The organism is Propioniciclava soli (assembly GCF_038502305.1).
Taxonomy (GTDB): domain Bacteria; phylum Actinomycetota; class Actinomycetes; order Propionibacteriales; family Propionibacteriaceae; genus Propioniciclava; species Propioniciclava soli.
Genome location: NZ_CP115965.1, coordinates 1,636,766 through 1,659,595 on the forward strand (window position 1 = coordinate 1,636,766; position 22,830 = coordinate 1,659,595).

Annotated in this window: 21 protein-coding genes; 15 read left to right on the forward strand and 6 right to left on the reverse strand. The window is 71.7% G+C overall.

Going from position 1 to position 22,830, the window contains the following annotated elements; genetic code table 11:
* Positions 1-32: 32 nt before the first annotated feature.
* Positions 33-749 carry a FadR/GntR family transcriptional regulator gene (locus tag PCC79_RS07490; protein WP_232548073.1) on the reverse strand — a complete coding sequence of 239 codons (717 nt, stop codon included), beginning with the start codon at positions 747-749 and terminating at the stop codon, positions 33-35.
* 143 nt (positions 750-892) lie between these two features.
* On the opposite strand from PCC79_RS07490, the gene PCC79_RS07495 reads away from it, so the two are divergent.
* On the forward strand, positions 893-2,185 hold the full coding sequence (locus tag PCC79_RS07495) for an ABC transporter substrate-binding protein (RefSeq protein ID WP_342373440.1): 1,293 nt from the start codon (positions 893-895) through the stop codon (positions 2,183-2,185).
* 124 nt (positions 2,186-2,309) lie between these two features.
* Here PCC79_RS07495 and PCC79_RS07500 read toward each other — a convergent pair whose 3' ends face one another.
* Entirely contained in the window at positions 2,310-2,504 is a 195-nt protein-coding gene (locus PCC79_RS07500; protein ID WP_232548071.1) for a hypothetical protein, read from the reverse strand.
* Positions 2,505-2,618: 114 nt separating this feature from the next.
* Between PCC79_RS07500 and PCC79_RS07505 the strand changes: the two genes are divergently transcribed.
* The 4 genes from PCC79_RS07505 to PCC79_RS07520 all read left to right on the forward strand — a co-directional run bounded on the left by PCC79_RS07505 (position 2,619) and on the right by PCC79_RS07520 (position 5,800).
* The gene (locus tag PCC79_RS07505; protein ID WP_232548070.1) at positions 2,619-3,470 is read left to right on the forward strand and encodes a transporter substrate-binding domain-containing protein; all 852 of its coding nucleotides are present in this window, start codon (positions 2,619-2,621) and stop codon (positions 3,468-3,470) included.
* A gap of 85 nt (positions 3,471-3,555) precedes the next feature.
* Entirely contained in the window at positions 3,556-4,383 is an 828-nt protein-coding gene (locus PCC79_RS07510; RefSeq protein ID WP_232548069.1) for an amino acid ABC transporter permease, read from the forward strand.
* A gap of 4 nt (positions 4,384-4,387) precedes the next feature.
* A complete protein-coding gene (locus tag PCC79_RS07515; protein WP_425325658.1) occupies positions 4,388-5,224 on the forward strand; it encodes an amino acid ABC transporter ATP-binding protein in 837 nt (278 codons plus the stop codon).
* A gap of 42 nt (positions 5,225-5,266) precedes the next feature.
* Complete coding sequence (locus PCC79_RS07520; protein WP_232548068.1) at positions 5,267-5,800, forward strand: pyridoxamine 5'-phosphate oxidase family protein; 534 nt, start codon at positions 5,267-5,269, stop codon at positions 5,798-5,800.
* 39 nt (positions 5,801-5,839) lie between these two features.
* On the opposite strand, the gene PCC79_RS07525 is transcribed toward PCC79_RS07520, so the two are convergent.
* Together PCC79_RS07525 and PCC79_RS07530 are read right to left on the reverse strand one after the other, a co-directional pair.
* A complete protein-coding gene (locus PCC79_RS07525) occupies positions 5,840-6,376 on the reverse strand; it encodes a DedA family protein (RefSeq protein ID WP_232548067.1) in 537 nt (178 codons plus the stop codon).
* Between the two features lie 81 nt (positions 6,377-6,457).
* Positions 6,458-7,741 carry an acyltransferase family protein gene (locus PCC79_RS07530; RefSeq protein WP_232548066.1) on the reverse strand — a complete coding sequence of 428 codons (1,284 nt, stop codon included), beginning with the start codon at positions 7,739-7,741 and terminating at the stop codon, positions 6,458-6,460.
* 115 nt (positions 7,742-7,856) lie between these two features.
* On the opposite strand from PCC79_RS07530, the gene PCC79_RS07535 reads away from it, so the two are divergent.
* From PCC79_RS07535 to PCC79_RS07545, 3 genes are all read left to right on the forward strand, one after another.
* Positions 7,857-8,789 carry an AEC family transporter gene (locus PCC79_RS07535; RefSeq protein WP_342373441.1) on the forward strand — a complete coding sequence of 311 codons (933 nt, stop codon included), beginning with the start codon at positions 7,857-7,859 and terminating at the stop codon, positions 8,787-8,789.
* Between the two features lie 76 nt (positions 8,790-8,865).
* Positions 8,866-9,255: a pyridoxamine 5'-phosphate oxidase family protein gene (locus tag PCC79_RS07540; protein WP_232548064.1), complete on the forward strand. Its 390-nt coding sequence runs from the start codon at positions 8,866-8,868 to the stop codon at positions 9,253-9,255.
* A 71-nt stretch (positions 9,256-9,326) separates the two neighbouring features.
* A complete protein-coding gene (locus PCC79_RS07545) occupies positions 9,327-11,423 on the forward strand; it encodes a prolyl oligopeptidase family serine peptidase (RefSeq protein ID WP_342373442.1) in 2,097 nt (698 codons plus the stop codon).
* A gap of 87 nt (positions 11,424-11,510) precedes the next feature.
* On the opposite strand, the gene PCC79_RS07550 is transcribed toward PCC79_RS07545, so the two are convergent.
* Positions 11,511-12,113 (reverse strand): DUF1707 domain-containing protein, encoded by a 603-nt coding sequence (locus PCC79_RS07550; protein ID WP_342373443.1) that lies wholly within the window; start codon positions 12,111-12,113, stop codon positions 11,511-11,513.
* 182 nt (positions 12,114-12,295) lie between these two features.
* Here PCC79_RS07550 and hrpA point away from each other — a divergent pair, with 182 nt between their 5' ends.
* Together hrpA and PCC79_RS07560 are read left to right on the forward strand one after the other, a co-directional pair.
* Positions 12,296-16,156, forward strand: a complete 3,861-nt coding sequence (hrpA, locus tag PCC79_RS07555) for an ATP-dependent RNA helicase HrpA (RefSeq protein ID WP_342373444.1) — start codon at positions 12,296-12,298, stop codon at positions 16,154-16,156.
* A gap of 49 nt (positions 16,157-16,205) precedes the next feature.
* Complete coding sequence (locus tag PCC79_RS07560; RefSeq protein ID WP_342373445.1) at positions 16,206-17,120, forward strand: PAC2 family protein; 915 nt, start codon at positions 16,206-16,208, stop codon at positions 17,118-17,120.
* Between the two features lie 55 nt (positions 17,121-17,175).
* On the opposite strand, the gene PCC79_RS07565 is transcribed toward PCC79_RS07560, so the two are convergent.
* The gene (locus tag PCC79_RS07565) at positions 17,176-18,342 is read right to left on the reverse strand and encodes a hypothetical protein (RefSeq protein ID WP_342373446.1); all 1,167 of its coding nucleotides are present in this window, start codon (positions 18,340-18,342) and stop codon (positions 17,176-17,178) included.
* A gap of 99 nt (positions 18,343-18,441) precedes the next feature.
* On the opposite strand from PCC79_RS07565, the gene PCC79_RS07570 reads away from it, so the two are divergent.
* The 5 genes from PCC79_RS07570 to PCC79_RS07590 all read left to right on the forward strand — a co-directional run bounded on the left by PCC79_RS07570 (position 18,442) and on the right by PCC79_RS07590 (position 22,818).
* Positions 18,442-19,299 (forward strand): acyl-CoA thioesterase II, encoded by an 858-nt coding sequence (locus PCC79_RS07570; protein ID WP_342373447.1) that lies wholly within the window; start codon positions 18,442-18,444, stop codon positions 19,297-19,299.
* 327 nt (positions 19,300-19,626) lie between these two features.
* On the forward strand, positions 19,627-20,022 hold the full coding sequence (locus PCC79_RS07575; RefSeq protein ID WP_342373448.1) for a hypothetical protein: 396 nt from the start codon (positions 19,627-19,629) through the stop codon (positions 20,020-20,022).
* 47 nt (positions 20,023-20,069) lie between these two features.
* Positions 20,070-21,092 carry a peptidoglycan-binding domain-containing protein gene (locus PCC79_RS07580; protein WP_342373449.1) on the forward strand — a complete coding sequence of 341 codons (1,023 nt, stop codon included), beginning with the start codon at positions 20,070-20,072 and terminating at the stop codon, positions 21,090-21,092.
* Positions 21,089-21,739, forward strand: coding sequence for an ABC transporter ATP-binding protein (locus tag PCC79_RS07585; RefSeq protein ID WP_342373450.1), 651 nt, complete (start codon positions 21,089-21,091; stop codon positions 21,737-21,739). Before PCC79_RS07580 ends, PCC79_RS07585 begins: the two co-directional genes overlap by 4 nt.
* A complete protein-coding gene (locus PCC79_RS07590; protein WP_342373451.1) occupies positions 21,736-22,818 on the forward strand; it encodes an FtsX-like permease family protein in 1,083 nt (360 codons plus the stop codon). Before PCC79_RS07585 ends, PCC79_RS07590 begins: the two co-directional genes overlap by 4 nt.
* Positions 22,819-22,830: the final 12 nt, after the last annotated feature.

Genomic DNA, 22,830 nt, shown 5'->3' on the forward strand with positions numbered 1-22,830 from the left:
GGGTGGCCGAACGGGGCCGGAAGCCCCCCGTTTCAGCCCTTCCGCGCCTGCAGACGTCGACGCGACGCGGCCAGGTGGACGCGCATGGCCGCGCCCGCGCCGGCGGCGTCCCCGGCCTCGATGGCGTCCACGAAGGCGGTGTGCTCGGTCAGGATCTGCGCGAAGTGGGCACTGTCGGTGAGCGCGGCGGACTCGTCCAGCCCCGTGCGCTGGAGCAGCACCATGCGCGGCCCGAACGACTCCAGCGTGGAGACCATGAAGGCGTTCTGGCTCGCCCGGGCCACGGTGAGGTGCAGTTCGAAGTCGGCCTGCACGCCCCGTTCCGGCGACCGCTCGGCGCGCCCGAAATGCTCCAGGGCACGCCGCAGGGAGGTGAGGTGGGCGGCGGAGCGGCGCTGGGCCGCCAACGCCGCCGCCTCCGACTCCACGCCGATGCGGAAGTCCAGCAGCGCGGCAAGATCGTCCCGCGTCCGGACCGCGGCGAGCGGGCCGCCCACCGGCTCGACGGGCACGGCCAGGACGAAGGACCCGCGGCCCTGGAAGGTCTCCACCAGCCCGGACGCCTGGAGGTGCTGCAGCGCCTCACGCACCACCGTGCGGCTCACCTCGAAGGTACTGCTGAGTTCACTCTCGGTGGGGAGCTTGGCGCCGGCTGCGAGCTCGCCCGCCAAGATCTGCGCCCGCAGACGTGCCGAGAGTTCGTGGGCCAGCGCGCGGGAGCCGCGGGCGAGGGCAGCGGTGTCAGACATGGCCCTGTCGTACCAGCTGGAGACGTGTCTGACAACGTACCCAAGGCATCATACGAGTCGTTGACTTGTACGATGACGGCTGTTACTCTCGCCTCATCGACGGCAGCGGTGCCGCCGCACGCGCACTGGGAGGTCTCGTCCACATGACTCGTCGCCGCACCCTCGCCCCCGTCTTGGCCGCTGCCGTCAGCGGGCTGGTGCTGCTGAGCGCCTGTGGCGCAGGTGAGCCGGCCACCACCACGGCGGGGGGCGACGCCCCCTTGACCCTCCGCTTCACCTGGTGGGGCAACGACAATCGCCTGCAGACCACGAGCCGCGTCATCGAGGCGTTCGAGGCCGAGCACCCGAACATCCGCATCCAGCCGGAGCCCGGTGACTGGAGCGGATACTGGGACAGGCTGGCCACCCAGTCCGCCGCGAACGACACCCCCGACGTGATCCAGATGGATGAGAAGTACATCGTCGAGTACGGCAGTCGTGGGCTGTTGCTCGACCTGGCGGATGTCGACACGGGCGACTTCGCCCCGGGCACCGTGGAGCTCGGCGAGGTCGACGGCACCCTCGTCGGCATCAACGCAGGCATCAACGCACCGTCCATGGCGGCCAACCCGACCCTGTTCGAACAGGCGGGGGTTGAGCTGCCCGACGACACCACGTGGACGTGGGACGACTTCCAGCGCATCGCCCAGGAGATCTCGGCCGCCGGTGGCGGTGAGTCCTGGGGGGCCATGAACATGATGAGCACCGACGCCGTCCTCAAGGCGTGGCTGCGTCAGCACGGCAAGGAGCAGTGGACGGCCGACGGCATCGCCTACGAGGCGTCCGATGTGGCCGACTACTGGAGCTACTTCCTGACGCTGCAGGAGGACGGCTCGATCCCCCCGGCGTCCGTGACGGGGGAGGACGAGGGGCAGCCGATCGACCAGTCGCTGCTCGGCACCAACCGGGTCGCGCTCGGGTCGTTGTGGTCGAACCAGTACCCGGCGCTCGACCGCGCCACCGGGGAGTCGCTCCTGCCGTTGCGGCTGCCCCGCGCCGAGGGCACCGGCCGGGACGCCGAGCTCTGGTACAAGGCGTCGATGTACTGGTCTGCCTCGGCCCGCTCGGCGCACCCCGAGGAGGCCAAGATCTTCATCGACTACCTCGCCAACAACGTCGAGGCGGGCACGCTGCTGGGCACCGACCGGGGGGTGCCGGCCAACCTGACCGTCCGCGAGGCCATCGCCGGCGACCTCGGCGAGTCCGATCGCAAGGTGGTTGAGTACCTGGACTCCATCAACGACGAGTTGGGCGCGCCCTCCCTCGTGCCGCCGATGGGGGGCGGGCAGAGCCCGTCCATCCAGCTCCGCTACGCGCAGGCCGTCATGTTCGGCACCCAGGCGCCCGAGCCGGCGGCCGAGGGGTTCGTCACCGAGGTGCGGGGCGCGCTGGGCTGATCCCTGCACGGTGAGTCAGCCGAGCCGCCCCCGAGGCGGTCATCTCGGCGGAAAGCACCCAAGGGCGGGCCCGGTCAACGGCGACCGGGCCCGTTCCCCGGGGCGTTTCGAGGCCGGGTTCACCTCAGCAAGGTGGGGGTCTCCGCGTCGGGGGCGACCTCGGCGAGCGCTGCGCCACGTCGGTGACGCTCGACTTGGTCGCCGCCACGTCGAGCACGCGGGGCCGCTCGTCGACGATCGGCCGCCCACAGGCGCGTGCGACGTGGGCGGCGACGGTGAGCAGGGCGTCCAGTTCTGCCTCCACGGGCAACGTCTCCACGCCCCCCGCCTGTCAGGAATGATCACGGCTTCGTTAAATCGTGTGGACACGGACGGGAATTGTCGGCCGCGGGTGCAAAGATTCCGGCGAACACCATCGACCGGGAGGATCCCTGTGAACAACCACCGCCGCCGCACGCGGCTCGCCGCCGCCCTCGTGGCCGGCACCGCGGCGCTCAGCCTCACCGCGTGCGCCAACTACGCGAGCGCGCCCACCACGACCGCTGCCGGGGGCGCCACGGAGACCGCCGGGGCGGACGCCGGCGTCCAGCTGGTCAGCCCGGGCCACCTCACGGTCTGCACCCACCTGTCGTACAAGCCCTTCGAGTTCACCGAGGGCAACGAGGTGGTCGGCTTCGACATGGACCTGATGGATCTGGTGGCCGAGGAGCTGGGCGTGACCCGCGAGGTGATCGACATCGACTTCGGCCAGATCACGTCGGGGGCGGTCTTCACCGCCCAGCGCTGCGACGTCGGCGCGGCCGCGATCACGATCAACGATGAGCGGGCCGCAGCGACGGGCTTCTCCGAGGGGTACTTCAGCGCCACCCAGGCGCTGCTGGTGTCCGCCGACTCGTCGGTGACGGGGTTGGAGGACCTGCGCGGCCAGGTGGTCGGCGCCCAGACCGACACCACGGGCAAGTCCTACGTGGAGGAGCACGCGGCCGAGTTCGGCTACGAGGTGCGCATCTTCGAGGACATGCCGACCAGTGCGAACGCGGTGCTCGCCGGCACCGTGGCCGCCGCGGTGAACGACAACGGCGTCTTCTACGACTTCGCTCGGGAGAACCCGACCACCAAGGTGGCCACCGAGTTCCAGACGGGGGAGGACTACGGGTTCAACTACGCGCTGGACAACGAGGCGCTGGGCGAGGTGATCGACCAGGTGCTCACCGAGGCCCGTGAGGACGGACGCTTCAACGACATCTACCGCAGCTGGTTCGGCGTGGACGCCCCTGCCAGCTGATCCGCGCCCGCGGCGTCCGGCCCGGACGCCGCGGGTTCCTCACCGCGCTCTCGTCGGCGCGCCACCGTCATCTGCCAGGAGTGCCATGAGCTCGACCGCCACCGTCGCCCCGCGCGTCACCCGCGCCAAGATCTCTCCCCGCAAGCGGGCCCGACGCATCCGCCTCGTCCAGTACGCCGTGTTGATCGCCCTCGTCGTGCTCATGATCGCGACGGTGGACGGCCGCCAGGTGCAGTCGGTGTTCTTCCGCCCCGACCTGATCGTCCTGACGCTGCAGGGGGTTCCGCACGCGCTGTTCAACACGCTCGCCTACACGCTCGGGGCGTTCGTGGTGGGGCTGGTGCTGGGCACGATCCTCGCGTTGATGCGCCTCTCCCAGGTCGCGCCCTACCGGTGGCTGGCGAGCATCTACATCGAGTTCTTCCGCGGGGTGCCGGCGCTGATCGTGCTGCTGTCGTTCGGTCTGCTGTCGGTCGCCTTCCCGGGGCTCCGATTCCCCTTCGATCCGTACGGGACGGTGTGGGCCGCGTTGGGCATGGTGAGCGCGGCCTACATGGCCGAGACGATCCGCGCCGGCATCCAGGCCGTGCCGAAGGGCCAGGTCGAGGCGGCGCGGTCGCTGGGGATGCCGGCCGGCATGGCGACGCGCAAGATCGTCCTGCCCCAGGCGTTCCGCATCATCACCCCGCCGCTGACCAACGAGTTGATCCTGTTGACGAAGGACTCCTCGCTGGTCTACGTCCTGGGCCTGACGACCGCCGCGTTCGAGCTGACGAAGTTCGGGCGCGAGCTGTCCAACAGCAATGTGAACCTGACCCCGCTGGTCGTGGCCGGGTTCTGCTACCTGATCATCACCCTCCCGCTGACGTTCCTCGTCCGGCGCATGGAGGCCCGTCAGCAGAAGGCCCGGTGACCCCGTGACCACCACACCCGACGTCGTCCCCACCGGCAACCGCGCCGACGAGATCCAGATCTACGACCTCCACAAGAACTTCGGCGACCTCGCGGTGCTCAAGGGCATCTCCACGGTGGTGCGCCGCGGTGAGGTGGTGTGCGTCATCGGCCCCTCAGGTTCGGGCAAGTCGACGCTGCTGCGCTGCGTCAACCTGCTGGAGGAGCCGACCAGCGGCCGCATCTTCATCCTCAACGAGGAGATCACCGATCCGGACGCCGACGTCGACTTCATCCGCACCCAGATGGGCATGGTGTTCCAGCAGTTCAACCTGTTCCCGCACCTGACCGTGCTCGAGAACTGCACGATCGGGCAGACGCAGGTGAAGAAGATCCCCCGGTCGGTTGCGGAGGAGAATGCCCGCGCGAACCTCGCCAAGGTCGGGCTGGCCGACCGGACGGCGTCCTACCCGGCCCAGCTCTCCGGGGGGCAGCAGCAGCGGGTGGCGATCGCCCGCGCGTTGAGCATGGATGTCGAGATGATCCTCTTCGACGAGCCCACCTCGGCGCTGGACCCCGAGCTGGTCGGCGACGTTCTCGGCGTGATGCGCGACCTGGCCGATGAGGGCATGACCATGATGGTGGTCACCCACGAGATGGCGTTCGCGCGCGAGGTGGCCGACCGGGTGATCTTCATGGACGGCGGCGTCATCGTGGAGGAGGGCCACCCCGACCAGGTGATCGGCAGCCCGCGCGAGGAGCGGACGCGCACGTTCCTGCAGCGGGTGCTCGACCCCACCCACGCGTCGCCGGCGCCCCAGGCGGGCGGAGGCGACCGGTCGCAGCCGCCGGCAGCGGGCTAGGGTGGGGGCGTCCTCGACCGAGGGCCGAAGCGAAGGAGCACGATGAGCCAGAACGAGAACAGTCCCGCCAACGACATTGTCGTCACCTCCGACCCCGCCGAGGTCGAGCGCGTCCGCTCGCTCATGGCCGACATCGACGTCGCGATGCTGACGACGGTGGACGCCGGCGCCGACGACGGGCGCCTGACGAGCCGCCCGCTGTCGACCCAGCTCGCCGAGGAGGACGGCGACGTGTTGTTCCTCGTGCGCAGCAGCAGCCATGTCGTCCGTGACATCCGCGCCCATCCCCAGGTCAACGTGGGCTACACGTCGAAGTCGGCCTGGGTCTCGCTGTCCGGCACCGCCGAGGTGATCGAGGACCGCGCGCTGATCGAGGAGCTGTGGAGTGCCGGGGCGTCCTTCTTCATGGAAGGCGGCCCGGAGAACCCCGACAACGTCGTGCTCAAGGTGCACGGCGACACCGCCCAGGTGTGGGGCGGGGAGTCGCGGGTCGGCATGTTGGTGAAGGTGCTGCGCAGCGTCACCGGCAACTCCGACGAGACCTCCGACGCAGCGAAGGTCGTCGACCTTCCCTGAGCCCGGCTGGCCCCGGGGCTGCGATGCCGCGGAGCGACGTCAGTGCCGGTCGGTTCCCCGCGAGCCGGCCGGCACGTCGTCGGCGGGGACGGGCGGTCGGACGCGTCCGGCCCGGGCATCCTTGACGCGCCACACCACGAAGGCGGCGAAGGCGCCGACCAGGCTGACCCCGAGCGCCACGGCGAGCACGGGGGCTCGCTCCCACACCACCACCAGCGCCTCGACGCTGAAGAACCCCACCGTGCCGTAGATCGCGGCCCACGCCACGCACCCGAGAGCCACGGCGGGCAGGTAACGTCGCAGCGGCATGCGCGTGGCACCGGCCGCCACGTTGACGACGGTCTGCACCCCGACGGTGAGGAACGAGAGGGTGACCACCGGAGCCCCCCAGCGGTTGAGCCGGTCGGCGGCGGTTCGGTAGCCCGGCGAGGCCATCACCCGGCGGGCACGGGTCGACTCGGCACCGCGGGCGGCGAGGCGCCCAAGCCAGTAGGTGGCGTTCGCGCGCAGCATGACGATCACCCACAGCGCGCCGAAGATCACCGCCCACGGGGCGTCCCAGGTCCTCGGATCCACCGACGCTTCCCTCTCGTCCACCATCGCGGGGTGGCGCACACCCGTGGATGCCCGTGGGCACCTCCCCAGGTCAGCGCGCGCTCATCGGCCCCATTGTGCCACGCGGTGCCGACGCGGCTCCGCGTCCGCGGCACGCCCCATCAGCCACGAACCGACCCACACCAAGGCGACGGAGACGACGGACCAGGGGGCGGCGGGGTGCAGCACGGTGCCGCTCTGCCACACCCCGATGGTGCCGGCCGTCAGGAGCACGTACGCCCCGATGACGGCGCGGGCGTCCTGCACCTCACCGAGGCGGGGGATGAGCCGCAGCTCGAGGCGTCCGATGGGGCCGACGAGCGCGGCCACGAAGACCAGCCCCACGCCTGCCACGACGAGTTGGTTGAGCAGCAGGCCGTCCAGCGGTGGCAGCAGCAGTGCGAGCAGCACCAACGCGGTGCCGGCGAGCAGGATGCAGAAGATGTGCCAGAGATAGGTCGTCACCATGAGGGCGTTGACGACCGCGAGGGCGCGTTCGGTGCGGGCGGACACGTGGGCCAGCACGCCAGAGCGTTCCACGAGGGCGAGGGCCCCACACTGGGCGAGCGCGAGGCTGGCCATCGCCAGGGTCGGCGGCTGGATGTTGGCGATCGGCAGGTCGGCGAAGCCCACCGACGAGGGCGGGTAGCCCGCGCCGAACACCAAGAGGGCGACCCCCGCGCTGCCCGCGAGGAGGGCGAGCCACGGCGTGGCAGCGCGGCCGCGGCGGAACCAGCCGCGCTCGTAGGCGATGCCGAACTGGTGCACCAGCGGCCAGACGAACAACAGGTTGAGGTTGCGCCACGCCGGCTCACCGTGGGTGAACGAGACGGCGTCGACGACACCGGCGAGCAGGGCCAGAACGAGCATGGGCACCACACCCTGCCGGTCGTGCCAGGTGACCATCGCCGGCGCCACCGCGACGATCACCAGGTACACCGAGATGAACCACAGCAGCTGCATCAGGGCCCGGGAGAGGGTCACGGCCGGGCCGGGCAGGCCGGCCCACGCCGCGACGGTGGCGATGAGCGTGCAGAACGTCACGAACAGCACCAGCGGGCCCACCAGCCGGCGGCCGCGGCTGGCCAGGAAGTGCGCGTAGCTCGCGCCCTCGCGGCGCATCCGGTCCACGGTCAGGGCGTGCCCGAACCCACCCGCCACGAAGAACAGCGGCATGATCATGAGAACCCAGGTGAGCGGGTAGAGCCAGCGCGGCGCGGCCCAGGGGACGACCTCGGGGATGTCGCCGGCCAGACGCACCTGGTAGAGCAGGCCGTGGAACACGACGACCACGGCGACGGACGCCGCGCGCGCCACATCGATCACGTGGTTGCGCTCCCCGGCCATCGGGCTCAGCGTAGACCCGCACCGGCGGGGCCGGGCGCGGACCCGCCGGGGCAGCCCCGTGCTGCGGGGGCGTCCGCCGGTGGAAGGAGGGTGCCGGACGTCCTAGGGTGTGGGGGTGCAGGACGCCATCACCGGGATCGCGACGATCTGGATCGTGATCGCCGTGGGCTGGCTCACCGCCCACCTCGGCCTGGTGGACCACGGCGGACGCCGGCTCATGTCGCTGCTCGCGTTCAACGTCGGGACGCCCATGCTGATGTTTGCCCTGCTGTCGACGGCCTCACTCGACCACTTGTTCTCGACCACGGCGCTGGTCTCGGTGCTGGCCGTTGCGGCCACGATGGCGGTGTACTTCGCCGTCGCGCCCTGGGTGTTCCGCCCCGGCGTCCGTGGACTGGTCATTGGCGCGTTGGCCTCGGCCTACACCAACGCCAACAACTTCGGGTTGCCCGTGGCACTGGCGCTGCTCGGGGACGGGACGTGGATCGCGCCGATCCTGCTGCTGCAGGTGGGGCTGCTGCAACCGCTCGCCCTGGTCATCCTGGATGCGCGCAACGCCCGTTCCGCCGCCCACCGGCCCAGCCCCTGGCACTACGTCGCGATCCCGTTCAAGAACCCGATCACCGTGGGCATCCTGCTCGGACTGGCCGCCAACGTGTTGCCCGTCACGGTTCCCGCGCTGGTGAGTGAACCGGTGGCGCTGATCGGCAACGTGGCGGTGCCCCTGATGCTGCTGGCGTTCGGGGCGTCCCTGCGGCTGGACCCGCTGCCCGGCTCGGGCCCGCACCGGGCGCACGTGTGGTTCACGGTGGTGTTGAAGGTGCTCGTCCACCCGTTGCTGGCCTGGGTGATCGGACACCTCGTGTTCGGGTTGACCGGCCCGGCGCTGTACGCCGTCGTGGTGCTCGGCGCACTCCCGGCCGCGCAGAACGTCTACGTCGTCGCCACGCGGTACCGCGCGGCCGAATTGTTGGCGCGTGACGCCGTGTTCTGGACGACGATCCTCTCGGTGGCCACCCTGCTGGCGGCAGCGGCCCTGTTCGGGTGAGTCAGGGGCGGCCGCGTCGTCGGGCCCCGGTGCACGCCGCTGGGGGCGGGGGCCGGGTTCGTATACAGTCGTGCCTGTGACAGGCCCTGGTCATCTGCAACCGATTGCTCCGCAGGAGTGCCGCCAACTGCTGGCCGAGCGCGTCGTGGCACGGGTGGCGTGGCAGTCCTCGCAGGGGCTGCTCATCCTGCCGCTCAACTACCGGTTCGACGGGGACGCCCTCTGGTTCAGGGTCGACCGCGGCTCGGTGCTGGCCGAGCTCGCCGACGGCCGCGACGTCGCCGTCGAGATCGAGGACGTCGACGAGACCATGAGCAACGGGTGGACGGTGCTGGTGCAGGGCCGCGCCGGCGTCCCCACCGAGGCCCCCGACCGGGCGCCGCAGCCCTGGGCGCCGGGGGAACGCGAGCTCCTCATCGTCGTCGAGATCCACTCCATGAGCGGCCGGTCCGTCTCCGCGGCCTGACGCGGCGTCCGCCGCCGCGGGCGGTGTCGTGGCGTCCGGATGCGTCGCGCACCGGCCCTAGACTGGCGGCCATGCCTTCTCCGAAGACCCGCCGCGACGCGACGGTCGAGATGATCCACGGCCGCGAGATTGCCGACCCCTACCGCTGGTTGGAGGACGCCGACGCGCCGGAGGTCGCCGACTGGGTGGCCGAGCAGCGGTCCTTCGCGGAGTCCGTGCTCGGCGGCCTGCCGGGGCGCGCCTGGTTCGCCGACCTGATGGCGCGCATCGTCGCCCGGCCCCGCGCTGGCATCCCGGTCGTGCGTGGCGGCCGCTTCTTCCTCAGCCGCAACGACGGCACCCTGGCCCAGGATGTCTGGTACACCGCAGGCTCGCTGGAGGAGCTGGAGCGTGGCGGTTCGGTCGTCCTCGACCCCAACACGTGGTCGGACGACGGCACCGCGTCGCTGAGCACGTTCTCGGTGGCCCGCGACGGCAGCGCGATGGCCTACGCCGTGAGCGAGGGCGGCTCGGACTGGCAGAAGATCCGCGTCAAGGATCTGGCCACGCTGGAGGACACGTCCGACGAGGTGGTGGCGAAGTTCTCCTCGCCGGCCTGGCTGCCCGATCACCGATCCTTCCTGTACACGACGTTCGACCAAGCGGCGGACGCCCGCGGCACGGCGACGGCGGGGCTCGGGGTGGCGAGGCTCATGGTGCACCGCCTCGACGGCGAGGACGAGTTGTTGCTGAGCTTCCCCGACGAGCCGCACACGATGGCGTCCGGCGAGGTCTCCCACGACGATGCGTGGCTGGTGGTGACGATCGGGCGTGGCACCGAGCACGTCAACCGGCTGTGGGCCTACCCGTTGACGACGGTGGCCGGCCGCACCGAGATCGGTGAACCGGTCAAGGTGATCGACGTGGCGGACGCCGAGTACGGCTTCGTGCGCGTCGACGGCCCGCAGCTCTACCTGACCACCGACAAGGACGCACCCATGGGCCGCGTGGTGCGGGTGGATCTCGACTGGGCCGCGTGCGGCGACGTGGCGTTCGCCGAGGTGGTGCCGGAGCGCCGCGCCACCCTGATCGGTGCCGAGGCGGCCGGGGACGGGCTGCTGTTGGCCCATCTCGACGACGCCCAGCCGGTGGTCACCTGGTGCTCGCTGGAGGGCACCGACGAGGTCGAGCTGGCGCTGCCGGCCGGGGCGCTCGTGGGTCTGGACGGCTCCCCGCTGCGGCAGAGCGCCTTCGTGGGCATCAGCACGCTCGACCAACCGACCGCGGCGTTCCGGGTCGACCTGCCCGAGAGCCGTGACCTGGATCCGCGGGTGGAGCGGCTCGGGTTGGCGGGGGAGTCGACGTCACTGGCGCCGGCGTACCGCGTCCTGCGGGAGCGGGCACCCAGCGCGGACGGGACGGAGGTGCCGTACTTCTTGGTGATGCCCGACGACCTGGCCGAGGGTCCGCGTCCGACGCTGCTGTACGGCTACGGCGGCTTCAAGATTCCGGTGTTGGCCGACTACCGGCCCGGCTGGTCCGCGTGGCTGGCGGCCGGGGGAGCGCTGGCGATCGCGAACCTGCGCGGCGGCGGCGAGTACGGGACGCCGTGGTACGAGGCAGGCAGGCTGGGGAGCAAGCAGAACGTGTTCGACGACGCCATCGGCGTGGCCGAGCACCTGATCGCGACCGGGGTGACGGACGCCTCGCGGCTCGCCGTCCACGGCCGCTCCAACGGGGGCCTCCTCGTGGGGGCGCTGCTCACCCAGCGGCCGGAGCTGTTCGCGGCGGCGCTGCCGACGGTGGGTGTCCTCGATCTGCTGCGGTTCCACCGCTTCACCATCGGGGCGGCGTGGATGAGCGACTACGGCGACCCCGACTCCGCCGAGGGCTTCGAGGCGGCGTGGGCGTACTCGCCGCTGCACAAGGTGCGTCCCGGGGTGTCCTATCCGGCGACGCTGGTGTCGACTGCGGACCACGACGACCGGGTCGTGCCGCTGCACAGCTTCAAGTTCGGGGCCGCGCTGCAGGCGGCCCAAGGCGGGGACGCCCCCGTGGTGCTGCGCATCGAGACCTCGGCGGGGCACGGCGCGGGGAAGTCGCTGCAGATGGTGGCGTCCGAGTGGGCGGATCTGCTGGCCTTCGCCGCTCACCACACGGGCCTGGTGGTTCCCCCGGCGGGCCCGTAGGGGCGACGACACGCACACTCAGGGCTCAAACTCCAGCTTGGAAGCTGGAGTTTGAGCCCTGTGCGTGCGTGTCAGCCCGGGACGGCCTCAGCGGTCGCCGGCGAGCTTGACGTCGCTGCCGGCCCAGAACAGGACGCCTTTGAGAATCAGGGTGCCGTTCGAACCGTCTCCCTGGGCGAAGCGGTCGATGTCGTTGCCCGCCATGATCGCGACGCTCTGGTCGATGACGCGGACGCCTTCTGGGACATACAGGTTGTGGCCGGCCATGACCGCATGGAGGTGCAGCGTCACGACCCGGCCGGGGCCCATCGCTTCGCTCAGGTCGTAGTTGTTTCCGCCCCACCAGGCGAAGTCGGAGAGATCGCGCGTGCCCGATTCCACCATCACGTCACGTCCGGACATCACGGTGAGGCTGGCCCCGCCGTGGGCAGGCGCGGTCTCGGGCACGACCGAACGCCGAGGCACGAGCACGGTTGCGCCGGGTCGTTCGCCCAGATCGTCACCCTCCGGAAGGTCCGCGACGAGCGGGCGCAGTTCGTCGGTGTAGACGCAGCTCAAGGCACGGTCCTGGCGCTCCTGCATGTCGGTGAAGGTGAGACGGCCGGCCTCGTAGGCACGCTGCAGGATTTCGAGCGCGGCGTCGCGGTCGGCGTCGCCGGCGCGGTAGCGCGGGGCGGGGACCTCGGTCATGGCCCCATCGTAGGGTGCACCGGGCGCCACGGAACCTGCCCCGGGCCCGCTCACACTCCGGTTTCGGCATCAAACTCCGACTCCGGAACCGGAGTTTGAGCCCGGAGTGAGCGTGTCGGCGCAGGAACGGCGCAGGAACGGCGGAGCCGGGCGCGGGGGAGGGTCGGTAGGCTGGGTGGGTCATGGCGACCCCGCTCACGCTCACCTTCGACGACGCGCTGCCGATCTCGGCCGCCGTCGGGCAGATCCGCGACCTCATCGACGCCCACCAGGTCGTCGTCGTCGCCGGCGCCACCGGCTCGGGCAAGACGACCCAGTTGCCCAAGATCGCCCTGCTGGCCGGCCGCGAACGCATCGGCCACACCCAGCCCCGCCGGATCGCCGCCCGCAGCGTCGCCGAGCGCATCGCCGAGGAGATGGGCACCCCGCTCGGTGACGTCGTCGGCTACCAGGTGCGCTTCACCCGGCAGGCGTCGCGCCAGACCAAGGTCAAGCTCATGACCGACGGCATCCTGCTCGCCGAGATCAGCCACGACCGGGACCTGCGCGCCTACGACACGATCATCATCGACGAGGCCCACGAGCGCTCGCTCAACATCGACTTCCTGCTCGGCTACCTCAAGCAGCTCCTGCCGCGCCGCGCGGACCTCAAGGTGATCATCACCTCGGCCACCATCGACACCGCCCGCTTCGCCGCCCACTTCGACGACGCCCCGGTCGTCGAGGTCTCCGGGCGCACGTTCCCCGTCGAGATCGTCCACGAGCCGCTGGCCGAGGGCGAAGAGCTCGTGGACGGCATCACCCGCGCCGTCGCCCAGCTGCATGCCCTCGGCGAGGGCGACGCGCTCGTCTTCTGCTCCGGGGAGCGCGAGATCCGCGACGCCGCCGAGGCGATCGCCGGGCTCAAGCTGCGCAACACCGAGATTCTGCCGCTGTACGCCCGCCTCTCCGCGGCCGAACAGTCGCGCGTGTTCACCCGCCACAGCGGCATGCGCATCGTCCTGGCCACCAATGTCGCCGAGACCTCACTCACCGTCCCCGGCATCCGCTACGTCGTCGATCCGGGATACGCTCGTATCTCACGGTACTCGGCGCGCACGAAGGTGCAGCGCCTGCCCATCGAGGAGATCAGCCGGGCCAGTGCCAACCAGCGCGCCGGCCGGTGCGGACGCCTCGGGCCCGGCATCGCGATACGCCTGTATTCCGAGGAGAACTTCCTCGCTCGCCCGGAGTTCACCGAGCCCGAGATCCTGCGCACCAACCTCGCCAGCGTCATCCTGCAGATGGCCGACGCCCAGCTCGGCGCCATCGAGGACTTCGGCTTCGTCGAGCCGCCCGACCGCGGCCAGGTGCGCGACGGCGTCCGCCTGCTGCGCGAGCTGGGTGCCCTCGCCGGTGACGACGCGGCGGGCGCCACCCAACTCACCCGCACCGGACGCCTCCTGGCCCGCCTGCCCGTCGACCCGCGGCTCGGCCGCATGCTCGTCGAGGCCGGACGCCGCGGCGTCACCTGGGACGTCCTGCCGATCGTCGCCGCCCTGGCCATCCCCGACGTGCGGGAGCGTCCGGCCGAGAAGCAGGCCGAGGCGGACGCGCTGCACCGCCGGTTCTGGGCGTCCGGGGAGTCGGACTCCGACCGCGACGCCTCCGACATCGCCGCCCTGTGGCGGCTCTGGGAGTACCTGCGCAACCAGCGCGCCGAGCTCTCCGGCAACGCCTTCCGCCGGATGTGCCGCGACGAGTATCTCAACTTCCTCCGCATCCGCGAGTGGCAGGACCTGGTGAGCCAGCTCCGCGAGATCGCCGGCGAGCTCAACCTCGATCGCAGCGGCCCCCAGAGCCACGAGGACGTGAAGCGGCGCGCCGGCCGCGGCCGGTCGTCGCGCGCATCCGGCCCGCGGGACGCCGACGGCCCGCGCAGCCAGCCGAACCGGCTGGGCGACGACGACCAGCAGGGCACGGCGCCCGACTGGGACGCCGTGCACATCGCCGTCCTCTCCGGCCTGCTCAGCCACGTCGGGCTGCTCGACGAGCGCGCCCGGCAGCAGCCGGCGCCCCGCGGGCGGCGTCCGCTGGCGGAGTACGGGGGCGCCCGGGGCACGCGGTTCGCGATCCAGCCCGGCTCGGCGGCGGCCAAGGCGACACCGCCGCTGGTGATGGCCGTCGAACTCGTGGAGACCACGCGGCTGTGGGCGCGCACGGTGGCGCCGATCCGGGCCGAGTGGGTCGAGGACGTCGGCGAGCACCTGGTGAAGCGCACGTACTCCGAGCCCCGCTGGTCGGCGCGCGGCGGGCAGTGCGTGGCCACCGAGAAGGTGATGCTGCTCGGCGTCCCGATCATCGCCGACCGCACCGTGAGCTACGCGAAGATCAATCCGGAGGTGGCCCGGGCGGTGTTTCTCCGCTCGGCGCTCGTCGAGGGCGGCTGGCGCACCCGCCACCATTTCTTCGCCCGCAACGAGAAGGTGCGCGCCGAGGCGGCCGAGCTGGAGGAGCGCACCCGCCGCCGTGACATCGTCGTGGACGACGAGGCCATCTACGCCTTCTACGACGCCCGGGTGCCGGCCGACATCACCTCAGTCGCCGCGTTCGACCGCTGGTGGCGCGACCAGCGCCGCGCCGACGACGCCTTCCTCGACCTGCGCCTCGGCGACCTCGTCGGCGATGCCGCCGTCGACACCGACGCCTTCCCCGACAGCTGGACGGTCGGCCCCGCTGACCTGCCGGTCTCCTACACCTTCGACCCCGGCTCGGGCACCGACGGCGTCAGCGTCGACATCGACGTCGGCGTCCTCAACCAGGTGGACGCCGCCCCCTTCACCTGGCAGGTGCCGGGCCTGCGGGACGAGCTGGCCACCGAGTTGATCCGCTCGCTGCCCAAGGCCGTGCGGACGCGGTTCGTGCCGGCTCCCGACTGGGGACGCCGCGCGCTCAGCTGGCTGGAGGACCACCCGACCGACGGCTCGTTCCCCGAGGCGTTGGCCCGGGCGCTCACCCAGCTCACCGGTGACGTCGTCGACCCCGCCCAGTTCAACGATGCCGCGCTGCCGGAGCACCTCAGCGTCCGCTACGTCATCACCGATGGTCGCCGCACCCTCGGCGCCGGCAAGGACTTCGCCTCGCTGCGCGACCAGTTCGCGCCGCGTCTGGCCAAGCGGCTCAACGCGGCGGCGTCCGACCTGGCCCACCCGGGCGCGACCAGCTGGCAGTTCGGCACCCTGCCGCTCGACACCACCATCGCCCGCGAGCCCACCCCGCTGGTGGGCTATCCGGCGCTCGTCGACCAGGGCGCCAGCGTCGGCGTCCGCATCGCCAACACCGCCGCGCGCGCCCAGAAGTGGCATCCGCTCGGCCTGCGGCGGCTCGTCACGCTCGTGACGCCCGACCCGGCGCGCTCGGTGTTCGCCCGCCTCGCCAACGCCGACAAGGTGGCGCTGGCCTCCGGCCCGTACGCCCACCTCAACGCGGCGCTGGCCGACGCCCGCCTCAAGGCGACCGGCGACCTCATCGCCGCGCGCATCGCCGACCCCACGGCAGTCCGTGACGAGGCCGCCTTCACCCAGCTCAAGGACGCCGTGCGCGCCGACGTGGCCGACCGCATGCAGGCGGTGGTCACCACCGCCGCCCGCGTCCTCACCCGGCACGCCGAGGCGCGCCGCCTCGTCGACGCGCTGCCGGACGGCGACACCCGCGCCGACGTCACCGCCCAGCTCGACAACCTGGTGTTCGACGGGTTCATCGCCGCCACCCCCGAACCCCACTTCGGACGCCTCGAGCGCTACCTGCACGCCGTCGTCGTGCGCCTCGGCAGCCGCGCCACCCACCCGGCCCGCGAGCAGCAGGGCCTGGACGTCATCACCGAGCTCGAGGACGCCTACGGCCGGGTGCTGGAGCGCCATCCGGTCGGTGAGTTGCCGCCCGCCGTGGCTGACGCCGGTTGGCTGCTGGAGGAGTTGCGCGTCAGCCTCTTCGCCCAATCGCTCGGCACCGCCGCCCCGGTCTCGGCCAAGCGCGTCCGCTCGGCCCTGGCCGCGCTGAGCTGAACGCGTCGGGCTGACCTGCGGGCTGCGGCGGCCCACTAGAGTGGCCCGCATGCTGGATCCGAGGGAGCTGTACACCGTCCGCCCCGAGGTGAAGGAGAGCCTGGTGGGTGAGCAGCCGGTCATGATCCACCTGCTCGAGGGGTACGTGGACGCCGGCCAGGTCGCCCGGCAGCTGGGCGAGCACCTCCGCGACGACTTCACCGCCACCGAGCTCGCCGTCTTCGACCACGACCAGCTGCACGACTACCGCTCGCGACGCCCCGCCATGGTGTTCGACACGAACACCTGGACCTCGCTCGACGATGTGGCGCTGGTGCTGCACAAGGTGGAGGACGCCTCGGGCCGCGTCTTCCTGCTGCTGACCGGCCCCGAACCCGACACGCAGTGGAACCGTGCCTGCGCGGCGATCCTCGGCCTGGCCCGGGATCTCGGCGTTGCGCAGCTCGTCACCGCCCAGGGCGTCCCGATGGGCGTGCCGCACACCCGGCCGACCCTCGTGACCGCCCACGCCACCGATCCCCAACTCGCCCCGGACAACCCGGTCTGGATCGACCGGGTCACGGTCCCCGGCAGCTTCGCCTCCATGCTGGAATTCCGCGCGGGGGAGCGCGGGCTGCTCGGGCGCGGGTTCGTCGCCCACGTGCCGCACTACCTCGCGCCCGGCACCTACGCCCCGGCGGCGCTGGCCGCGCTCGACCGGGTGCGGGACGCCACCGGGCTCGACCTGCCGCCCGGCAACCTCGCCTCGATCGCCACGCAGTCGCTCGCGGCGCTGGAGGAGGAGGTGGCCGGCGACGGCGAGCTGGGCCCGCTGGTCGCCCAGTTGGAGCGCCAGTACGACGAGATGGAGGCATCCGAGCGGCCATCCGTGCCGTCGGTGGACGAGATCGGTGCGGCGGTGGAGCAGTTCCTCGCCGAGCAGGACGGCGACGAGCAGGGGGAGCCGCGGGGGCCGCAGCGATGACCCGCGCGCCCCGCCCCGCGCGGGATTCAGGGGGCAGCGGCGGGCGTGCCCTGGGTCACTGCTCCAGCCGACCGTAGAAGTCCGTCAGCAGCTGCCAGCGCTGGGCATCATCGGCCACGGCCATGGGGAGCACCACCGCCAGGGGCAGCGGCAGGGCGCGGAAGGCCCATTCCAGGAGTCCCGTGGCCGTCCGCATCGCGGTCGCGTGACTCAGCAGCACGGCCTCGGAGCGCAGGCGGCGGGTGGGCGGCTGCGGAGGATGCGCGCGCAGCCAGCTGATGAGCTGGGCCCGCATGCTCTCCACATCCAGCGGTGGTTCCGTCGGCACCGGCGGGGGGCAGGCGACGAGCGCGGCGGTCCGCCCCGTCGTGGAGCCGTTCGTCTCGACCCGGCCGAACCCCCGGACCCGCCAGGTCACGTCCTTCTCCGTGGCGCCGCGTCGGCTCTGGCTCTGGCACTCCAGGACGCACCCCGGCGCGTCCTCGCCCTCCGTGGCCACCGCGATGAAGGGCCGCAGGCCCCCGTGACCGGACATGTCCCAGGAACTGTCGGACCGGCTCTGCGTCACGGACGAATCGGGGCCGATGATCACCTGGGGCAACAACCGCACGGGCAACTGCAGTTTCCCGGACGCCTTGCGGTCGGCGTCCCTGTCCCCCTCGGTGCGCGTCCGCGCGTACCAGTCGTCGATGGGCTCCGGGTCAGCCTCCTCGACCCCGTCGGCGGTGATGGTGGGCATGCCGAAGCGCTCAGTCGGGCGGAAGTCCGCCGGTGCCGGCTGCGCGAACACCACGAAGTCCGGGCCGTCGGGGTCGTCGTGCCGTGTCACGGCGTGCACGCTGACGGCCAACGTCCCGGTGGGCAGGTCCACCCACCCCGAGTAGTTGCCGTCGCCGACACCGCGACCCTCACCAAGTTGATCGAACTCCCCGTTGCCCATGAGGAGCATCCGCCCGCTGGACTGGAGCACGAACTCGGCAGGGTCCGCACACGCGTGGCGGCTTCGTTCGTCCGGGTCATCGGTGATGACGACGGTGAAGAGGTTGTCCTCACCGGTGTTGAACACGACGACCTCTCCCGACTTGAGGAGCGCCGGGTAGAAGGACGGATCGAGGACGATGTCGGTGTCCAGCCCCGCCTCCGCACAGCGGCGCATCCAGGCGGGATCGGCCAGCAGGAGCAGCTGCATTTCCGTTCCGACGGAGAGTGTCTGTGTGGGCATTGCTCCACGGTAGCGAGCATGCCCGTACTGTGGCAGGACCATCATCACGGGGTGGGCGCACCCTGCGCACACGAAGGCGACGAGAGGGGAGGGTCCCCCATGGACCACATCAGTGAGGTCCTGGACCTTCTGGATCTGCAGCGCCTCGACACCGATCTCTTTGCCGGACGCCACCCGGAGACCGAGCAGCAGCGAACCTTCGGCGGCCAGGTGATGGCCCAGGCGCTGGCGGCGCTGTACCGCACCGTGCCGGAGGACCGGCTGTGCCACTCGCTCAAGGGCTACTTCCTGCGGCCGGGCTCGACGGCGTCCGACATCCACTACACGGTGGCGCGCACCCGTGACGGGGGGTCCTTCACCACGCGTCGCGTCACGGCGTCCCAGTCGGGGAGGGACATCTTCGTCATGTCCGCCTCCTTCAAGGTGGCGGAGGAGGGGCTGGACCACGCCGCGATGCCGAGCAAGCCCCCGATCCCCCCGGAGGAGTGCCCCCGGTTGTCGCAAGTGCTGGGGATGCGGTCGCCCCGCACCGCCGAGATGTGGGAGCGCGAGTGGGCGGCCCTCGACACCCGCCACGTGGGGTCCTCCCACCGCGAGCTGAGCCAGGGCCCCCGGTTGCAGGTGTGGCTGCGCGCGGTGGGGGAGATGCCCGACGATCCGCGGCTGCACCAGATGGTGCTCGCCTACGCCAGCGACATGACTCTGCTCGGCGTCACGACGCTGCCGCACCCCGAGGCGTTCGGCTCACCGCGACTGCAGATGGCCACCGTCGACCACTCGATGTGGTTCCACCGGCACATCCGCGCCGACGGCTGGGTGTTGTACGACCAGAGCTCCCCGAACGCCGCCAACGGGCTCGGGTTCGCCCGCGGTCAGCTCTACGACCAGGCCGGCGTGCTGGGGGCGTCCACCTCACAGGAGGGTCTGATCCGCCTGGTGGACGGCGAGGCGGGCTGAAGCCCACCAGGCCGGACGCCACGAGGGCCGGACGCCGCGCGGCCGAGCCCTCGGGATTGGCACTTTGGTGCCATGGCGCCCAGGGTCGCTCCCCGCTTATGGTGGTGCCTCCGCGAAGGCACGGCGAAGGAAGGGCTCAACATGAGTGGGACGTCGGTTCGGTGGCCGCGTGATGACGCGCGTGACAGCCGCCATCAGAGCCGACGTCTGGGGGGTTGCCGGTTCGCTTCGGTGAATGGGGTACGACGATTCAGCGCCCTGGCACTCCTGGGCGTCGTGGCGGTCGCTGGCTGTACCGGAGCAGAGCCAACGCCTCCACCGACGCAGGTGTCCCGGCCCGCCGACGCGGGTGCCATCGTGCAGCAATGCATGTTGGAGCGAGGCTGGGAAGTCACCGTCTCCGAGGACGGATCCGTTGACGGTTTTGCGCCGACAGGGCAAGAGCTCCAGTACGAGGCCGACTCCAATGAGTGCTGGGCGTCCGCCCCCGCACAGCCCACGTTCGACGAATCCCCCGAGGAGTACCGCCGCCAGGTCTACGACGCGTTCGTGAGCACCCGGGCCTGCCAGCTCGAGCACGGAGCCGCGCTTCCTGCCGCGCCATCGTACGAAGCCTGGACGGAGATCAAGGGGCAGTGGAACCCGTCCAGCGATCTGCCGCCGGACATGGGCAACCAGCAGGTGCTCGCACTTGAGCGCGACTGCCCGGTTGCGTACCCGTGAGGGCACGCCCCTCACGAGGCGGTCATCGGCGTCAGGTGCCCCTCCTCGTGACAGGTGCGCTCGCGCTGGGCGTGGCGACCGGCTGGGCGGGGGCCGAGTTGTTCCGTCCGTCGGCGGACGCCGTGGGAAGTGCCGATCACGTCCTCGTCGAAGTCACCGAGGGGGAGGTGGGCGCGTCGATCCACCTGAACACGGTGGTCACCTGGCCCGCCACCCACACGGTCGAGAACGCCGCGGCGGGCATGGTGACCGCCGTCGACACGGACGGGACGAGCCCGGTCGACCAAGGCCACACCCTGTACCGGGTCGACCTGCGCCCCATCGTCGCGGCGCGCGGCGTGGTGCCTGCCTTCCGCGCGATCGAAGAGGGCGTCCGCGGAGATGACGTCGCCCAGGTGCAGACCATGCTGGGCGAGCTCGGCTTCCTGGAGGGAGCTGCCGACGGTCGCGTGGACGCGCGCACCACCCGCGCGATCCGCGCGTGGCAGCGGTCGCTGGGGGTGCCGGTCACCGGCGCGGTGGCGCCGGGTGACGTCGTGTTCCTGCCCACGCTGCCGGCCCGGGTGCGGCTCGACCCGGCGGTCGTCCAGGTCGGTCATCGGCTCGCCGGAGGGGAGGCCGCCATCTCAGTCCTACAGGACGCCCCGGCCTTCACCCTGCCGGTCGCGGCGTCCCAGGCCGTGCTGATTCCTCCCGGGACGCAGGTGCAGGTGACGGCTCCGGACGGGTCCTCCTGGCCGGCGACCGCCGAGGCGGCCAGACCCGGTGAATCCCCCGATGTGTTCTCCATCGCGCTGACCGGCGAGGCGGGCGGACCGGTGTGTGCTGACGCCTGCGCGTCGGTGCCGGTGGCCGGGGAGAGCCGCCTGGCCGCCACCGTGGTCACCGTCGCCCAGCAGTCCGGCCTGGTGGTGCCCACCGCTGCCATCGTGACCGGAGCCGACGGCAGCCCCGCCGTCCTGGACGACCAGGGCGGGCTGCGATCGGTGCAGGTCATCGCGTCCGCACGCGGCATGTCGCTCATCGAGGGCGTTCCGCTCGGCACCCCGGTGCAGGTTCGGCGGCCATGAAACCGCTGACGCAGGGGCTCGTGGCACGCGACCTCTGTTTCTCCTACGACGGACGGCGCACGACCATCGTCGACTGGTCGGCGGTGCTCGCCCCGGGACAGGTCACGGCGATCACCGGCGCGTCCGGTTCGGGCAAGTCGACCCTGCTGTACCTGCTCGGCCTGATGCTGACGCCCGGGAGCGGCAGCGTCCTCATCGACGGGGAGCGGGTGGACACGCTGGGCGACACCCAACGCGCGGCCCTGCGCAGCGAGCTGTTCGGTTTTGTGTTCCAGGACGCCGCCCGGGACGCCACCCGAACCGTCGCGGACAACGTCACCGAACCCGTGCTCTACCGCCGCGGCGACCGGAAGGCTGCCAGCGGACGGGTCCCCGCCCTGCTCGCGGCCTTCGGTGTCGACGTGCCCGTCGATCGGCGCCCCGGCCAGGTCTCCGGCGGCCAGGCCCAGCGCATCGCCCTGTGTCGTGCACTCATCGGGGAGCCGAGCATCGTGTTGGCCGACGAGCCCACCGGCAACCTCGATCCCGAGTCCAGCGCCGTCGTGCTGGGCGCGCTGCGCCAGCACGCACGCGACGGGGGTGTGGTGGCCATCGTGACCCACTCGGACGCCGTCGCCGCCAGCTGCGACCAGGAAATTCGCCTGTGACCGCCCTCGTGCGCGAGGCGTGGGCCGCGGCCCGCTCGCAGGGGGTCGCCTCAAGCCTGACGTGCCTGCTCGTGGCGGCGGTGGTGGTGGCCATCACGCTGACGTCGGGACGCACGGTCGCGGCGCAGCAGGAGGTGCTGAGGAGCATCGACAGCGTCGGTACCCGGGCCATCGTCGTCCGGGCGGATACCGACTCGGGCCTCACCACCGGCTTTCTCCAGCGGCTCCGCGCGGTCGACCAGATCGCCTGGCTGGGCGGGCTCTCCCCGATCGTCGACGGGCGCAACGCCGGTGTGCCGGACGCCGCCGGCGTTCCGGTGCGCCAGCTCTACTCGGACGATCTCCGGGCGGCGGGCATGCCCGCCCAGCCGGTCAGCCACACGGCCTATGCCTCGGCCACCGCGCTGGACGCGCTCGGCATGCCGTACGGCGTCGGCGAACTCTCCCTGACCAACGGCGACACGCTCGGCGTCGCGCCTGCCGCGGGGCCGGCTCCCGCGCTGCTGGAGTTCGAACCGCTCGTGCTCGTGCCCGCCACGCCGCACGGTGATGAGCCGCTGGCCGTGGTCGTGGTGATCGCGGCCAGTCCGGACATGGTGGCGCCCCTCACCCCCGTGGTGACATCCCTGCTGGCACTGGACGACCCCCGGATGGCGACCGTGTCGACCAGCAGTGACCTCGCGGAGCTGCGCTCCCTGGTGGAGGCGCAGATGTCCGCGCTGTCCCGCTCCCTCATCGTGGGGTTGGTGGGCGTGGCGGCCGTGCTGGTCGCCGCGCTGCAGACGGCGCTCGTCCTCATGCGGCGCAAGGATTTCGGACGCCGTCGCGCCCTCGGAGCCTCCCGCAGGTTCATCGTGGCGCTGCAGCTCACCCAGACGGCCCTGCTTGTGCTGGTGGGGGCGGCGGCCGGGGTGATGGCGTCCGGCGTCGTCCTTGCCGTGACCGGCGCACCCCAACCCGGGGTGCGGTTCTCCCTGGCCGTCACGATCTGGACCCTGACGTTCGCGTTGATCGCCTCGCTGGCCCCGGCGATCCTCGCCAGCCGACGGGATCCGGCCACCGAACTGCGCGTGCCCTGAACCACGAACGAG

Bases quoted from the DNA above. Each gene is read 5' to 3' on its own strand.
- PCC79_RS07585 (WP_342373450.1), top strand. From the start codon at position 21,089: ATGAAACCGCTGACGCAGGGGCTCGTGGCACGCGACCTCTGTTTCTCC.
- PCC79_RS07510 (WP_232548069.1), top strand. From the start codon at position 3,556: ATGAGCTCGACCGCCACCGTCGCCCCGCGCGTCACCCGCGCCAAGATC.
- PCC79_RS07490 (WP_232548073.1), bottom strand. From the start codon at position 749: ATGTCTGACACCGCTGCCCTCGCCCGCGGCTCCCGCGCGCTGGCCCAC.
- PCC79_RS07520 (WP_232548068.1), top strand. From the start codon at position 5,267: ATGAGCCAGAACGAGAACAGTCCCGCCAACGACATTGTCGTCACCTCC.
- PCC79_RS07550 (WP_342373443.1), bottom strand. From the start codon at position 12,113: ATGACCGAGGTCCCCGCCCCGCGCTACCGCGCCGGCGACGCCGACCGC.
- PCC79_RS07565 (WP_342373446.1), bottom strand. From the start codon at position 18,342: ATGCCCACACAGACACTCTCCGTCGGAACGGAAATGCAGCTGCTCCTG.
- PCC79_RS07495 (WP_342373440.1), top strand. From the start codon at position 893: ATGACTCGTCGCCGCACCCTCGCCCCCGTCTTGGCCGCTGCCGTCAGC.
- PCC79_RS07530 (WP_232548066.1), bottom strand. From the start codon at position 7,741: ATGGCCGGGGAGCGCAACCACGTGATCGATGTGGCGCGCGCGGCGTCC.
- PCC79_RS07560 (WP_342373445.1), top strand. From the start codon at position 16,206: ATGCTGGATCCGAGGGAGCTGTACACCGTCCGCCCCGAGGTGAAGGAG.
- hrpA (WP_342373444.1), top strand. From the start codon at position 12,296: ATGGCGACCCCGCTCACGCTCACCTTCGACGACGCGCTGCCGATCTCG.
- PCC79_RS07545 (WP_342373442.1), top strand. From the start codon at position 9,327: ATGCCTTCTCCGAAGACCCGCCGCGACGCGACGGTCGAGATGATCCAC.
- PCC79_RS07570 (WP_342373447.1), top strand. From the start codon at position 18,442: ATGGACCACATCAGTGAGGTCCTGGACCTTCTGGATCTGCAGCGCCTC.